The sequence below is a fragment of the Acinetobacter baylyi DSM 14961 = CIP 107474 genome (genome assembly GCF_000368685.1).
GTDB lineage: Bacteria > Pseudomonadota > Gammaproteobacteria > Pseudomonadales > Moraxellaceae > Acinetobacter > Acinetobacter baylyi.
The window spans coordinates 241,352-257,777 of record NZ_KB849623.1; the positions used below are offsets into that span (position 1 = coordinate 241,352).

Sequence of the window (16,426 nt, forward strand, 5' to 3'; positions counted from 1 at the left end):
CTTTCTTTGATTTTGCAAAGACAATTTAATTTATAGGTTCGGAATTATTCATATCTCGATACAGACCTTTAAGTACATCTCAATGTCCAAAACATCTTAAAAAAACAATGACTCACTAGACAAGATAACTTAAACACAGACCAGAGTTGGTTAATCTGAGTGATTAATCTATTCCTTGGACTGAACTGGACTGTAAATACTAAAATTAAAAAAGTCCGCCGAAGCGGACTTTTTTATTTACGAAACAGGCTTAAGCTTGTTCAATATCTTTCATACTCAATTTGATACGACCACGGTTGTCGACATCTGCAACTTGTACTTTAACATCCTGACCTTCTTTAAGAACATCAGAGACATTGGCTACACGTTCATTTGAAATCTGTGAAATATGTAGCAAACCATCAGTACCTGGCATGATATTCACGAACGCACCAAATTCTACGATACGGATGACTTTACCATCATAGATTTTGCCAGGTTCAACTTCAGCCGTTAAGGCCTGAATTTTTGCAATTGCGGCACGTGCAGCCGCTTTGGTTTCACCAAATACACGCACTGTACCATTGTCTTCAATATCAATTGCGGCTTTGGTTTCTTCAGTGATCTGACGAATCGTCGCGCCGCCCTTACCAATCACGTCACGAATCTTGTCTGGATTGATCGTAATGACTTCAAACGTTGGTGCATGTGCTGAAATTTCAGCACGCGCACGTGAAATCACTTTGTTCATTTCATTCAGGATGTGCATACGACCTGCATACGCCTGATTCAATGCAACTTCCATGATTTCTTCAGTGATGCCTTCAATTTTGATGTCCATTTGAAGTGCAGTAATACCATTGGCAGAACCAGCAACCTTAAAGTCCATATCACCTAAATGATCTTCGTCACCCAAGATGTCAGAAAGTACAGCAAAACGCTCACCTTCTTTGACTAGGCCCATTGCGATACCCGCAACTGGTGCTTTCAATGGAACACCTGCATCCATCAATGAAAGTGATGCACCACATACAGACGCCATTGACGATGAACCATTTGATTCAGTAATGTCTGATACGATACGAATCACGTACGGGAAGCGGTCAGCTGCAGGTAAAACGGCTTGAACACCACGACGTGCCAAACGACCATGACCAATTTCACGGCGCTTTGGACCAGATTCACGACCAGTTTCACCCACTGAGTATGCTGGGAAGTTGTAGTGCAACATGAAGTTGTCAGTTTTAGTACCCGCAAGGGTATCAACCATTAACGCATCACGCGTATTACCCAAAGTGGTGGTCACCAACGCCTGAGTTTCACCACGTGTAAATAATGCAGAACCATGTGCACGATCTAATACGCCCACTTGAACGTCGATAGCACGAACAGTTTTAGTATCACGACCATCAATACGTGGCTTACCTGACAAGATGTTGTCACGTACGGTACGGTATTTAAGGTCTTCGAATAATTCGTTGACTTCATCGGCAATACCCGTTTCGTCATTTTCTGGAACGAACTGAGCTACAGCTTCTGCATAAAGTGCATCAAGTGCTGTATAACGATCTTGTTTCACCGCAATGGTATATGCTTCAGAAATTTTAGCTTCAAACGCTGCCTTTAATTGCTCAAGCAATGTTTCGTTTTTCGTTGGCGCAACCCAAGTTGATTCAACTGCACCAGCCGCCGCAGCAAACTCTTTGATCGCTTGAACTGCAATTTGCATTTCGTCATGACCAAAAAGTACAGCGCCTAGCATTTGATCTTCTGAAAGTTCTTTTGCTTCAGATTCAACCATGAGTACAGCAGACTCTGTACCCGCAACGACAAGGTCAAGGTCAGACTGAGCAAGTTGCTCAAAATTTGGGTTTAAAACGTATTCGCCATTGATCAAACCAACACGTGCACCACCGATTGGACCACGGAATGGCGTACCCGCAATTGACAATGCCGCTGAAGCACCTAGCATGGCTGCAATATCGGCATCCATCGTTTTGTCAGAAGAAACCACTGTCGCGGTGATTTGAATTTCGTTGAAGTAACCTTCTGGGAACAACGGACGAATTGGACGGTCAATCAAACGTGAAATTAAAGTTTCAGCTTCAGACGCACGGCCTTCACGCTTGCCATAACCACCTGGGATACGACCAGCAGCATATTGTTTTTCTTGATAGTTCACAGTCAGTGGGAAAAAGTCTTGACCCGCTTTCGCTTTAGGTTGTGCAACGACTGCAACCAATACCGTCACACCACCCATCGTGACTAAAACGGTGTTTGCTTGACGTGCAACGCGACCCGTTTCTAGTACCACCTGATGTTGACCAAACTGAAATTCTTTACGAATAATATTAAACATCGACATGTAATCTTTTTTCCTAGTTCTTTTTGAACAGTTATTCTAGTGGAGACCCCTAAGGTTTGGCATTCATATCACCCCAACAGCAATGATAAATGACAAAGCTTAGAAGCCGACCTCACTAGAGAATAAACACAAAGAAGGAGCGAACATTCGCCCCTTCTAGAATTTGCCTAGTGCCACACACCAGACATTGCTTCGTTTTTAGCAATTAAACACACCATAAGGCGTAATACCAAAAATAAAGCCAAAATCGAATTAACGACGTAAACCTAATTCACCGATCAAGCTTACATAACGACCATGGTCTTTACCATTAAGGTAGTCAAGTAATTTACGACGTTGGTTAACCATACGGATTAGACCGCGACGGCTATGGTGGTCGTGTTTGTGCTCTTTAAAGTGACCTTGCAAATCATTGATTTGAGCAGTCAATAGAGCAACTTGAACTTCTGGTGAACCAGTGTCATTTTCAGCACGAGCAAATTTAGCGATAATCGCTGCGCGATCTGCGTTTGTTAAAGCCATTCGATTTCTCCGAGATGCTTAAAAAAGTAATAACAAAATGATAAATATCAAAGATCTAATTCACTAAAAACAAGATTTTTGACTGCCGTGCATCACTACAGCAGCTTGCTATTTTAAAGGATATAGCCGCGCTTGACAATTCATAAATCAAATCAGTCATCGCTCCCTCCTGATTTGACTGGTATAACTCTCTTATAAAACTGGTCATTCAAGACACTGACTTTCATCCGCATCGGTGGCACGCTCTGCATGATAAAAACAACGAACAATGAGGATGTTGTGAAACTATTTTCGACCAACACTTGTGAAATTCCAAGTGACTTAACCTCGGTAATACGTGCCCAGGATGAGAACCCAGCAGAACTTGGCGGTATGCAGCACGAACAGATTCAAAAAATCTGGAACAGTGTAGAAAAATTGTATCGCACAGGAAATCATCCACTGATTAGCTTTTGTCTGCGCCGTCAGGGCCATATCCTGATTAATCGGAGTATTGGTCATGCGCGTGGTAACTCTGTCCATGGTTTGGCAAACGATGCAGTCATTGCAACCCCAGATACTCCGATCTGTTTATTTTCTGCTTCCAAAATCGTGACTGCCATGCTGGTTCATTTACTCAATGAAAAAGGCATGATTAATCTACTTGATCCTGTCAGTTATTACATTCCAGAATACGGCGTGAATGGCAAACGTCGTGCCACTATTTTTCATCTTCTTTCACATCGTGGTGGCATCCCACGTCTTGAAGATGATGTCACACCAGAATTACTGTTTGATAAACAAGCTATTTTGCAACGGCTTTATCAAGCTAAACCTGTGTCTGCTGCAGGCACTCATTTGGCTTACCATGCCGTTACTGCAGGCTATATTTTAGGAGAGCTGGTTGAACGAGTCACAGGGCAAGATCTAAAAACTGTTCTACATGACGCCATTGAAAAACCCATGGGAATGTCTTACTTCAATTATGGTCTTGAGCCACAATATCAAGAACAGGTTGCGCTTAATGTGGCGACAGGTCTGCACCCGCGTCTGGGTACAGATCATTATCTCAATCATGTCCTTGGCGGTGGCTTAAAGCTCGCTGTAGATGTCACCAATGATCCACGCTTTATGCAGACTATTTGTCCTGCTGGCAATATTTATACCAGTGCAGAACAGGCTGGGCGTTTTTTTGAAATGTTATTAAATGGCGGCGTTTATAAAAATAAACGGATTTTAACTTCAAAAACCGTGTTTCGCGCTACTTTGCCTACTTCTGTCACCAGCCTAGATCGAACGTTACTGGTACCTATGCGTTATGCGCTAGGACCAATGCTCGGCAGTAATCCAGTGGGATTGTTTGGCCCCATGACAGGACAAGCGTTTGGACATTTGGGATTTTCGAATATTTTATGCTGGGCCGATCCCGAACGTGATATCAGTGTATCCCTACTTACTACTGGAAAATCCGTCGTCGGTACACATCTGACTGCACTGGCAAAAGTGTTGTACCAAATTGCAACCCAATGCCCAAAAGTTGAAAAGAATCAGCGTCGCTCACTTTTTGGTAGTGATGCATCAGAAACGGACATGGTATAAAAAATAAAAGCCCAAGTCAGACTTGGGCTTTATGCGCTGTAGTTTCTTATTTTGAGCATTATTCTTATACTTTTCTATTATATTGAGAGTTTTCTTAGAACTCTTTTCTTCATTATCATCAAGGTCCCTGACATCAATAACTTTCCCTTATGTAGTTCATTCTGCCACATTTAATTATGAATAAAAGTCGTAATTTTCGTAGCAATATGTAAGCAAAAACGTACAGGTCTGTATATATAGGAAAACAAAGCAGTTTTTATTGATGACTTAGCATTTTAATTTTATTTTTTGGCATCTGGAAAATTTATAGACATAAAAAAGCCCTGTAGTCTCTCCCAAAACTACAAGGCTTAGCGGCTGTAAGTTCCTCTTTGTCCTTACTTCACTGTAAGTTCGCTGTCTGTGACGTCTTGTTATTCTTTTGCGGTTTTGCTCTGCATTCCATGCTGAGTATTTTTGCACGATCATCTTCTCAGAATCTGACATTCGACTCTATAAGCAAATTTCTCGAATCTGTGTAAGCAATTTCGTACAGAGTTGTCTACTCCTTAGGTAAACTTACTAAAATGATATCTTTATTAATTTTTTTAATTAAGCCACTTTTTCGTGTCGTTCGAATAATAAGAGACTGTAGCAAGGCATCTTGATCGACCAATAGACTAACCGCCTGTTTAGCACGCGTAATCGCGGTATAAATGAGTTCCTGACTCAGCACTTTTTGTGCCATATGATCAAATACAATCGCTGTATGCCGAAATTCTGATCCTTGTGATTTATGAATGGTGAGTGCAAATGCAGTCTGAATATTTTTAGGGAGACGATTGGCAGCAATCCATTTATCCAGACTTGGGAAATACACCTCAAACTGATCATATTGTGTTCGATGTCTAAAACAGATCCCAATATCTCCATTGGAAAGTCCAAGCTGATAATCGTTATAGGTCATCATGACGGGACGACCGATATACCAGCCACCTACAGGCAAAATGCCCAAATATTGAGTGAGCCACTGTTCAACCATTTTGTTGATGTGTTCAAGACCAAAATCTCCAAAGCGAATGGCAACCAAAATACGATAATCATCAAATGCCTGAATCACTGCAGCCACTTCCGATTCTGCATAATCATGTAATCGGTAATGCTTGAGCTGCTGGGCAAATGTTTCAAAGCCTTGCATGAGTTTCTGATAATACGGTGTAAGGTGCTCTAAGTTTACCTTAGGTGGAAGATATTCAAGCTGCACCATATCATCCCTATCGTGCAATAGTGAAACTGGCTGTAATGCTTGAGGTACAGCTATTTGATGCTCAAACTCATGCAGAATTTGCTGTGGATCCCACGTTACATCAAGACATTGAATAAACTGGGCAAATTCACCAATTTTTGCGCCTTCGCGAAAACGACGGCTGGTCACCAGATTGACTCGATTCTGTTCAAGTGCCTCGACTTGCTGCAAATCTGCCAGTACCGAACCCACATCAACCGAAGCCAACTGATTGGCATCCCCCAGTAAAATGAGTCGACAACCTGCTGGCACAGCTTCGAACAATAAGGTGGCCAGTTTCAAATCAAGCATAGATGCCTCATCCACCACAATCACATCATACGGTAAAGGTTGTTTGGCATGAAAACGCGGTAACTGCTGATGTCCAAGTCCGAGTAAACGATGCAGTGTTTGCGTGGTTTGCTGTTTTAATTCATGACTCAATAAACCCGAAGCTGTCAGCTTTTCATCATTAAATGAAGCCTGTAATGCTTCCTGCATCCGCTGAGCGGCTTTACCCGTAGGTGCTGCCATAGCAATACGAATATTCGGAATTGCTTGATTCAAAACAGCAATAATTCGGGCAAGTGTATAGGTTTTTCCTGTTCCTGGACCGCCCGTAATCAGACTAAATGCTTGGGTAGCAACCATCGACATTGCTGCTTGCTGATGCGGATCGGTCAGTAAATCGAGATGAGGCATAACCTCGACAGGCGGAATAACTTGCTGACTCAAACGCACCACCTGTATCGCTAAACGCTGTTCAAGCATCCAGTAACGATACAGTGCCAGCAGTTCCCCATCGTAAATCATGGGTGCAACCTGAGTTTGGGCCTGAGCTTCATCCAGAACGTAATTTCCCAATTCAGCCACAATTGATGAAGAAACCACCAAACCGCTATCGCCTTGCACACTTGCTTCAATTAATGCTTGCAACATTGCCGTAATTTGGGCAGAATTGCGCTCCCCGAGATTGAACGGCGTCTGGACAAGATACTTGCTCCACGTCTCAAGCCATGCTAAATCAGTGTCTTTACTGATGTTTTGCTTATCCACACAGTTATCCTCAAGCTTGTCCACATAGTTATAAACACATTTATCCACAAATTAAGTTTTTGATTTATATAGTATTATTGAAAACACCCCCATTTTCATCCAATTTTATCCTCAGTGGCATAGCCTAAAATGGCATCAAGCCTTAAGATAAACTCATCTTCTGGTTTCCAGTAATAATAACCCTGCCCTGTATGTCCGTTCATTCCACGCAGATATAAATAGGTGGCGCCTCCCAAATGTTCTGCAATCTCATAATGTTCAAGTTTTACTTTCAAATAACGGTGTAAAGCCACCAGATACAGTGCTGCCTGCAACCAGTAACTCGAATGGGTCATATTCTCGCGAATAGCCAGGCCATCATAATGAGTTTGATCTGTTCCGAGAAAGTTACTCTTGTAGTCGGCAATGTGAAAACGCTGGCCATCAAAGTACATCAAATCAATTGAGCCATTCAGGTATCGGGCAGAATATGCATCCAGAAATTCTGGCATCTCGATGTGATACTCGATAAATAACTGTTGAATACGGCGCATGGCGAGGACACGATCAGATAGCGCCAGATAAAAAGGACACTCTGATAAAAACTGCCCGCTTTGTAATTGCTTGAGTTGAAAGTCTTGATGCAAAGGCGTTTTGAGTACATCATCCAACCAATCGGCAAGCCATTGGTAAAGTCTATTTTCGTCGCCATTCAGCTCTGGGAAAGCATCTATATAAACAGGATAAAGCATCTCCCAGAGGCTGCCATAATCATTTTTAAATCGACGACGAATTTCAGTTATCCACTCTTCTGTCTGATTAAAATTGATATGTTCAAAAATTTCGTGCAGAAAGTTTCCCGCCAGTGTGCCTTTGGGAAAATTTTGCTTAATCCATGCAATTGGCTGTATAGCGGCTTGAGAATATTGAATGCTTGTGGTGGTATCACGCTCATCCTCTGCCTGCTCTGGGCGTGTTTGCATTGACACCAACGTATCTGCATAGCTCACGCGTGGCTTTAAATGTTGTGCCAGATAACTAAAACTGGTTTTCCCGCGTGGATAGAAACGCTGCTGGGGCAAAGGTGCCGCATAGATCAGGATTTTCTGAGGCGTTTCATGGACAGTCAAAGGTTCGGGACACTGCATCAGCAGCGCTTCTTCAATACTGTATTCATGCAGAAAAGGTGAATCCTGATTTTTCCAGAATGCCAAGGCATCTTTTGATTTTTGCTGCGGATCATGCAACATGGCATAGACACGATGGCTAGCACGTGTAAGCGCAACGTACCAGATCCTGTTTTGTTCTGCGGTAGCGCGTTCAGTATGTTGAATGATTGCCTCTGGAGTCAGTTGAGTTTTGTCTGCAATCGCAATCACGCGCTTGGTCTGCATCTGTCCTGTAGATTCATCCAGAATTTCAGCCCTAGAAAAATTCAGGTCTTTGTTCTGATCCCGAAGAGGTTTATCTGCACCCAGTAAAAAAACGATCTTAAACTCTAAGCCCTTCGACTGATGAATCGTCATTAATTGCACCCCAGCATCACTGGAAAGTTTGCGTTCCAGCTCCCACTCTCGTTCGCTTGGCGATCTGAGTTGCTTGAGATACCAATGATATAAATTTTGTGCACCCTGATACTGCTCGCTGTGTTTGCTCAGCAATTCACTCAGATGACGCAGATTGACCACAGCACGTTCATTTTCCCTGCTATGTTTGGCTCCCAAATTTTGCCAGACCTGAAATATATTCAGACCACGCTGCCATGCTGGTAAAAAACCTTGATGGAGCCAGATTTCTCTTAATCCATCCAACTGGTTCATATAATCACTCAGTCCAACTGGGCTTTGTTCAAGCTGATACAGGCGCTCAAGATCGAAGCCCATCAATCGGCTTAACAGCGCACGTTTGACTTTGGCCTCATCATAAGGAAATAAAATGGCGGTTAGAAATGCCCCCACATCGTGTGCAACAACATGATCAAATACACTTCGGCGTGAAGGTCGATTCACCTTGATATTCAAATATTCAAGTGCCGCCTGTACATCATCCAATCCTTTATGATTTTTCGAGAGTACTGCGATATCATCGGCAATAATCGAGTGGTGCACCGACCCATCTTTTAAATATAACTCTCCCGAACTGGCCTGATTGAGCAGTGCACGAATTTTCCATGCGACCTGTTCTGCTTCTGACGCTTTGTCTTGAAGCATGATCCATCGCAAAGGTGCGGTATTGACCTGTGCACGATCCATTAAAGCAGGATGAGCTCGGCTACCCGCCTGAATCGGGTCATAAATCACCTGCTCACCAAAATTGGGTTGTCGTTGAAATAAGGCATCAACGACTTCAACAAGCGGCTTGACCGAACGATGATTCTGGCTCAGCTTATATTCTCGCCCCTGCTTATGCAGAATATCCTGATATGCATTGAGGAAAGTCAGCATATCACCACCACGAAAACCATAAATCGCTTGTTTACGGTCTCCCACCATAATCATGCAGCCTTTTTGATAGCGCTGCGGATGACGCCAGATACTCGCCAGCATATCATCCTGATCTTGGTTGGTATCCTGAAATTCATCGACCAGAATTAACGGATAACGTGCCTGCACAAAAATTGCAAATCGCTGCCCCTGCTCACCCTTTAAAGCCTCTGCCAAGGTACTAATTTGCTGTGAAAAGGTGGTTTCTCCTTTCTCCTGCAAGACTTGGGGTAAGCGCTGTTTAACTTCGATGCACAGATAGGCTTTTAAAGCATGATCAAGCTGTTCAAATTGCGCCTGATAATGCTGTAATGTTTGAATCACCTGTTTTAACTGTGCAACCACAGCATGCTGATAAAATCCATCACTGACATCTGCTGGACATTTTTTAAAAATTTTTTCCTGCTCCAGCTTTTCTATAAACTTATCAGCGGCTTCTCGAGATGCTTTAAATGCAGGGTCAAAAATGCTTAACACAGAATCCTGTTGTAAAGCTTTTAAAAGACAAGGAATATGCTGAACAAATAGCGCATGAAAGCCATGATTGCGAAATGATGAACCATGAATAAACGAATAATATTCCCCATCAAGCTGGTAATAGCTAGACAATGGGGTTACATCAATCTGGCAGGCTAAAGCTGCGACTTGCTCTAATGCATATAAATCAATTTCTGGACTTTGTTGCTGCTGAAATTTTGCCGAGCTAAAGTTTAATGAACTTTCGACCAACCCCACAAAAGCATCCACACTTTTTAGGGCGCCCATATTGTAAAGCCCATCAATCAAGGCTTGAGGCTGTGCCTGAATCCAGGCCCGTAGCACATCATGAATGAGCTGACGTGTATATGCCTTGGCATCATCGGTAATGTCCGCACGTTCAATTTTGCCACTTTCAAAAGCAAATTCTCGTAATAATTTTTGGCTAAAACTGTCTAGTGTTCCAACAAAGAGTTCATCAAGCTGATCCAATACCAATTTTAGCCGCTCGCAGGCATAGCCAATCCGTAGCGAAAATTGCTGTAACAGATATTCAAGCAACGGATCTGTTTCCTGCTGCGCTTTTTGTAATATCTCAGACTCAGTTAAACCTCGACATTCCTGTAAATACGTTAATGTCTGGTGTAAACGCGAACGAATCCGTGCTTTGAGTTCGGCTGCTGCTGCACGGGTAAATGTTGTGGCAATCACTTGTTGCGGCAGATATTTTTCTAGAAAAATCCGAACCATCAGACTCGATAAAGTATAAGTTTTACCTGTACCTGCTGAGGCTTCAATCAAATGTAATCCCGAAAATTCAATCTCTGTAATCGGTTGATACGACACTTTAGATTTTGTCATTCAGGCTTACTCCAGACGCAGATACTGAAAAATTGGCGCATACAAATCATATGAATAACGCTGCAATGCATCTTTCAATAAAGCAGTTGCATCTTGCTGTTGTAAAATAAATGACCAGTCAAGATGATACTGGCTGCTTTCAAGCTGTGAGGTATCTATTTGCATATACGCTTTGGGGTCTTGCCATTCTTTCAAAATATTCAACAGATCTTTTTCTACTAACTGAAATTGGTCTGACTGCTGCACCCAGTGATACTGTTTCGCTTTTTCCAGAGGTTGCAGAATCAAGGCGGCGGGTAGCACGACAGGTTGTGTAGATGCCACTTGCCACATTTTTAGCCATTGTGTGAGATAATCCCGTGCCTGAATCGAGCTCACCCCTTCACAAATCACAGTCTGATCACTAAAAACCACAATACGACGGCGACGCTGTCCAGCGTCACCTTCATTTAAGTACGATAACCATAGCAGATATTCCAGCCAGACTTTGGCGATGCGTTTTGCACGTGCACTGGAAGCTTCCAGGCTGACCCAGTCCTGTACGTCATGTTCAGGCATTATGATATTTAAGTGCAGGGTTTTAGAAACCCGCCAGACGTGATGTGTTGTGGCTGTAGGCTGAGTTGTATAGTGATGCAGACGCTCCAGTAATCGCTCTTGCTCTGCCAAGCTTTGCTGCCAAGCACTATGTTTAATTTTCCCAACAGGCAACTGATCCAGCAAAGTGTCTGGCGTCGTGGTTTGTTCTTGTTTTTGTAGAAAGTTTCGAATGGCATAGCGCCCTAAACCATCCAGAAATAAAGGTTCATTTTGATCCAGCAAAGTGGTCATGGCCAGATTTTCGACACCCAGATTTTTTAAATACAAACGCGCAGGGAAAGTCACATCTGCCATCCACTGCTGGCTATCGAGTACCCTCAGCTCTTGCTGTGGCTGCGTGTACACCATATTGACCCAAGGTTGCAATATCGCAGATGCCTCCTGAATACTTTGCGCCACCTGATACCACTGATCTTGATAACGTTTTGCTACAGGCAAATTCCCAAACCCTAACGGATCAAATGGTTGCAAAGGATGCACGCAATATAAAGGCCATAACTGGTTGGGAATATCGAGCAATTTGAACTGTTGCTGTTGCATCTGGATAGTTAAATTGGAATCCTCATGTTTTGCTATCTGCTCTGCTGGTGCAACAATCAAAGCCAGATGATCACGGAACTCCTGCAAAATACTTGACGGCTCCCGTACTTCTCCATCATTCAAGTCAAATCCATTATAGAAAAGCCACAAAGCTTGTTGTGCCAATAACACTGCATCTAAAAAAGCGCCCTGATCATCTTCGAGACGAGAACGATCACCCAGTTGTTGCCTAAGTGCATCCATCAAATCAAAAGGAATATGACTGTCTCGGTTTGGAAATCTTCCTGTATCCAGATTTAGCATGACAACCAAGCGATAGGGTAAAGGACGAATCTGTCCAATCTGACTAAAGGTAATCTGCCCCGTAGGCTCAGCCTGAGCGGATTGATGTTCTAGGGTGCGTTGAATCTCATCTAAAATATAAGGCAAAGGCAAAGCGATCTGACGTAAGGTATGCGCATCTTTGTCTGCATAAAAACTGGCCAGCGTGACCATTCGTTCTTGTTTCTTGATAATCTCGCGCGCAGTTTTTAAAGCAACCACACCCGCCTGCTCAAACTCAATCACGTCCTGCATCAGGATTTTGAGCCAGTCTTCAACTGAATGCTGCGTGCCTTGCTCATGAGCAAGCACCCAATTACGTCGTGCATCAATATCCTGATAGATCTGAATGAGTTTTCCAATCAATTCAAAGTCATCAGGTGTAACGCCACTATAACTCAATACACCCTGAAACAAGGTATGCTCAGGAATCGCGATACCCAGTGCCAGCCGATCTAGCGCAAATTTAAAACTATAACGATCATCATGATCCTCGGCACTTAAGCTTTGTTGTAAATGGTGTATGTCAAAGCCACGTTTAAATCCTGCGCCAGCCAGTAACGCCAGCATACGTTTGATCTGACTATCTTCAAGATCATAACAAACCTGAGTAGCAGGCAGGCTTAACCAGTCTGCAAAATCATCGTAGCTCAAACGTCCTTGCAATAATGTCATACGCCCCAGCACAGCACGCCAGGCATTCATCACATCCAGTTGAACCACGCCTGAAATTTTGATAGGTAAAAAGACGCCATCATCACTTGGCGTTGCTGGAAACACACTCCGAATCAGGGGTTCAATTTCTTTAATATTTGGTACAACCACCAAAATATCATTTGGGCGGCGCACCGAAGCATCATCATTTTGTGACAACCAGTGAATCAACTGATCACGCAAGACCTCAAGCTGTCTAAGACTCGAATGACACACGTGAAAACGAATAGATTCATCTGATGGCTCTAGCGTATATCGCCCTGCTTGAGGCTCAGCCAGATTCAAGATATCTGATTGTACTTGCCCCAGCAAAGTGTCAGGAAAGTCATCAACAAAAGCATCCACCCAGCGTCCTTCTTCACCAGTAGATAGATTGGCAAGTAATGAAAAATGATCGCGTGCCTGCTTACCCAGTCGGGTAAGCAATGGATGTCTGGACTCTCGTGCTTCTGCATTGAAATGCAAGGTAAACTGCTCAAAAAACTGGGCAATATCCACATCTGTAGCCGCTGGATTTTTTTCAATAAAGCGCTGTTTGACACGTACATCGTAACGCTGCTTCCAAAGTGGATCGACACTGTCTGCCCAATATTCCTGTGATGGGTTGTAATGCAAGATCAACACGTCTAAATATTGGCCTAAACGGCGCAAAAACTGCAACTGACTTGGTGGCAAATCCAGCAAGGTAAACATCACAATCTGTTTAGGTAAGCGTTTTAATGCGATATCCCGTGTCTGTGGCTGTTCAAGGACTTGCCAGAACAGATCATCAATGTTCTGAATATCCAAAAAATCCTGATGAAAATAGCGATGCCACAACCAGCGCTGCCATGCCTCCAATTCCTGAGCCTGTTGCAACTGAAAGGCCGAAATCTCCTTGTTTCCCTGAACGATGAGTTGCTCGATATCCAGCTCGCGGTTTTCTCCCCAAGCACTTAACCAGTTACTGGCGCAACCACAATTTCCAGCACAATTTTTCTGGCAATGCCCCCTATAAATCATATAGTTGCTAAAGAGCTGCGAGACTTGCTCTGCCACCCAGTACAGCATTTTTTGTTTTTTTAACTGTTTTTCAAATCCATTTTCAAGGCGGTCAGCACTGTCATAAATACGGGCAATAATCGAATACGCAGGATGATCTTGAGTAATTAAAATCTGATCGGGCTGAATAAAGTCATATAACGCCTGATAGACACGCCACTTTAAAATTAAACGGGGAATATTCGCTTTACGAACATCATCCTTATGTTCACTCAAAACCTGCTGATAGGCATACCATTGAAAGCCACGAATACGTTGATGAAACAGGTAGTTTGCTGTAATTCCCTGCAACTCAGATAATTTTTCAGTCAGCCATTGCTCTACAGCAGGACTTGGTACAATAAAGTGCTGTGTTGCCAACACATCAAAGGGCTGACGTGTAGGTTGATGCACCGATTGCCACACGCCTTGTAGCAAAACATCAATACGCTGACTTTGTATTACATGTATGGCCATCTACCTCTTACCCTTTTAAAATCTACACTTTTATGCACAAAATCATAAACATTCGTCACTATACATCTTTATGTAACTATGTCACGTTTGCGTCATGAATAAAAATTTGAGTCATTCTCAAAATAAACGCTTGAATCATACAGAGCCAACTTGAGTATAAATCCATGAAAATAGAGAATATCCCTGAGTCAATTGATCCAACTTTAAATCTAGAATCAATACGTCTAGACTGTTTAGAAATGGTTAAAAAACGTGCCTACTTTTCGGCTGGGGCCGCTGTGGTACCTATTCCATTTTTCGATGTCGTGATTGATATCGGTATTCTTTCACAGCTTATTCCAGAGATCAGTGCAAAATTTGGTTTATCGCCAGATCATATTACGGTGTATGACCCGCAAACCAAACAAATTCACTGGAACGAACTACGTAAGCGTGGGTTTGAATTTTCAGGGCTTGTAGTTGCGCGTACTGCTGTCAAAAAATCACTCAATGGCGTTATTGGCAAGGTTCTGACCAAGCAAGTGACTAAATTTATTCCACTTGGTGGACAGATTGTAGCAGCCAGCCTGGGATATATTGTGATGAAAAAGGTAGCCGAAGCACATGTGCAAGAATGTTATCACCTTGCCAAACGTCTTCAGCAAAAAAACACCTCTACTACAGTTTAAATAAAAATTAAAAGGGCACTTTCGGGTGCCCAATCAAAACAGCAAGTTATTCATAAGATTCAATATTTCATTAACACTTCCCAACTTAATTTTATTTTAGTTTATGATTCAATTAATTTTTTAAGTTTATTTAAAGATTGTCTATTTATTCTCCACACTACGATGACAGACAAATGATGGAGAGTCGTTGTGGAACATGGACAACAAACATCCCGTATACGTGCCATTTTTAATGTAACAAGTGGCAACTTCTTAGAACAGTACGATTTCTTCTTATTTGGTCTATATGCCAAAGCGATTGGCGAAACTTTTTTCCATTCTGATAGCAGTTATGCTGCACTCATGAAAACCTTTCTGGTTTTTGCAGTCAGCTTTTTGATGCGTCCAATTGGCGCATTGGTGCTGGGGCCTTATGTGGATCGGATCGGACGACGTAAAGGTTTGATGGTCACCTTGAGTATTATGGCGGTTGGCTCTTTAATTATTGCTTTAACCCCAGGCTACGCAACCATTGGTTTTGCTGCCACTGTTCTGATTTTTGCTGGTCGTCTTGCACAAGGTTTTTCCGCAGGTGTAGAACTTGGCGGTGTTTCGGTGTATTTGTCCGAAATTGCCGAGCCTCATAATCGTGGTTTTATTACCAGTTGGCAATCTGCGAGTCAGCAAGTCGCCGTTATTTTTGCAGCAACGCTCGGTTATATGATTAGCCTGGTCTTTACCAAAGCTCAAGTGGCTGATTGGGCTTGGCGCATTCCGTTTTTTGTTGGCTGTGCCATCATCCCATTTATTTTCTGGTTGCGTAAATCTCTGCAAGAAACAGAAGCGTTTGCCTCAAGAAAAGAACATCCAACGACTCAACAGATCATGTCAACACTGGCAGCGAACTGGAAAATTGTATTGACTGGCATGTGTATGGTTGCAACCACGACCACCATGTTCTATTTCATTACAGTTTATACGCCAACCTATGGTAAGGAAGTTTTGCATTTAACCAGTGCAGAAAGCTTACTGGCAACCGTGATGGTAGGCGTAAGTAATTTTATATTACTTCCAATTGGTGGTTATCTTTCTGATAAATTTGGTCGCAAACCTTTATTGATTACAACGACCACGCTGATCTTTATTACGGCTTATCCACTTCTCAGTTGGCTGACCCAGAATATTAGCCTGACTCATATGCTGATATCTTTGCTTTGGTTATCATTACTTTACAGTTTTTATAATGGTGCGCTGGTCGTATCTTTAACTGAAATGATGCCAAGCTCGGTACGAATTGCTGGATTTTCAGTCGCCTATAGTTTGGCAACCTCGGTATTTGGTGGTTTAACTCCAATGATTGCAACCTATCTTGTAGAGCAAAGTGGTAGCAAAAGCATGCCAGCTTTCTGGCTGATGTTGGCAGCCATCATTAGTTTGATCGCGACATTGATTGTATTTCGCAAACGTCAGCACAATACGGCTCAATCCAAGCCCCTTCAAACAAAATTAGCCTCTTCAGTATCTCACTGATCATGCTGTGACT

The 16,426-nt window shown here is 42.8% G+C and carries 8 protein-coding genes; 3 read left to right on the forward strand and 5 right to left on the reverse strand.

Annotated features, from left to right (window positions below; genetic code table 11):
* Positions 1-250 precede the first annotated feature (250 nt).
* Complete coding sequence (gene pnp, locus F952_RS01155) at positions 251-2,338, reverse strand: polyribonucleotide nucleotidyltransferase (RefSeq protein ID WP_171056895.1); 2,088 nt, start codon at positions 2,336-2,338, stop codon at positions 251-253.
* 258 nt (positions 2,339-2,596) lie between these two features.
* On the reverse strand, positions 2,597-2,866 hold the full coding sequence (rpsO, locus tag F952_RS01160) for a 30S ribosomal protein S15 (protein WP_004920392.1): 270 nt from the start codon (positions 2,864-2,866) through the stop codon (positions 2,597-2,599).
* A gap of 279 nt (positions 2,867-3,145) precedes the next feature.
* Here rpsO and F952_RS01165 point away from each other — a divergent pair, with 279 nt between their 5' ends.
* Complete coding sequence (locus F952_RS01165) at positions 3,146-4,444, forward strand: serine hydrolase domain-containing protein (protein ID WP_004920394.1); 1,299 nt, start codon at positions 3,146-3,148, stop codon at positions 4,442-4,444.
* A 541-nt stretch (positions 4,445-4,985) separates the two neighbouring features.
* Here F952_RS01165 and recD read toward each other — a convergent pair.
* The 3 genes from recD to F952_RS01180 form a co-directional block, all read right to left on the reverse strand.
* On the reverse strand, positions 4,986-6,764 hold the full coding sequence (gene recD, locus F952_RS01170; RefSeq protein WP_004920398.1) for an exodeoxyribonuclease V subunit alpha: 1,779 nt from the start codon (positions 6,762-6,764) through the stop codon (positions 4,986-4,988).
* A 95-nt stretch (positions 6,765-6,859) separates the two neighbouring features.
* Positions 6,860-10,564: a UvrD-helicase domain-containing protein gene (locus tag F952_RS01175; RefSeq protein ID WP_004920400.1), complete on the reverse strand. Its 3,705-nt coding sequence runs from the start codon at positions 10,562-10,564 to the stop codon at positions 6,860-6,862.
* Positions 10,565-10,570: 6 nt separating this feature from the next.
* Complete coding sequence (locus F952_RS01180) at positions 10,571-14,236, reverse strand: exodeoxyribonuclease V subunit gamma (protein WP_004920403.1); 3,666 nt, start codon at positions 14,234-14,236, stop codon at positions 10,571-10,573.
* Positions 14,237-14,400: 164 nt separating this feature from the next.
* Here F952_RS01180 and F952_RS01185 point away from each other — a divergent pair, with 164 nt between their 5' ends.
* Positions 14,401-14,904: a hypothetical protein gene (locus F952_RS01185; protein ID WP_004920405.1), complete on the forward strand. Its 504-nt coding sequence runs from the start codon at positions 14,401-14,403 to the stop codon at positions 14,902-14,904.
* A gap of 189 nt (positions 14,905-15,093) precedes the next feature.
* Positions 15,094-16,413, forward strand: a complete 1,320-nt coding sequence (tcuC, locus tag F952_RS01190; protein WP_004920407.1) for an MFS transporter — start codon at positions 15,094-15,096, stop codon at positions 16,411-16,413.
* Positions 16,414-16,426: the final 13 nt, after the last annotated feature.

Bases quoted from the DNA above. Each gene is read 5' to 3' on its own strand.
- rpsO (WP_004920392.1), bottom strand. From the start codon at position 2,866: ATGGCTTTAACAAACGCAGATCGCGCAGCGATTATCGCTAAATTTGCT.
- F952_RS01180 (WP_004920403.1), bottom strand. From the start codon at position 14,236: ATGGCCATACATGTAATACAAAGTCAGCGTATTGATGTTTTGCTACAA.
- pnp (WP_171056895.1), bottom strand. From the start codon at position 2,338: ATGTTTAATATTATTCGTAAAGAATTTCAGTTTGGTCAACATCAGGTG.
- F952_RS01175 (WP_004920400.1), bottom strand. From the start codon at position 10,564: ATGACAAAATCTAAAGTGTCGTATCAACCGATTACAGAGATTGAATTT.
- F952_RS01185 (WP_004920405.1), top strand. From the start codon at position 14,401: ATGAAAATAGAGAATATCCCTGAGTCAATTGATCCAACTTTAAATCTA.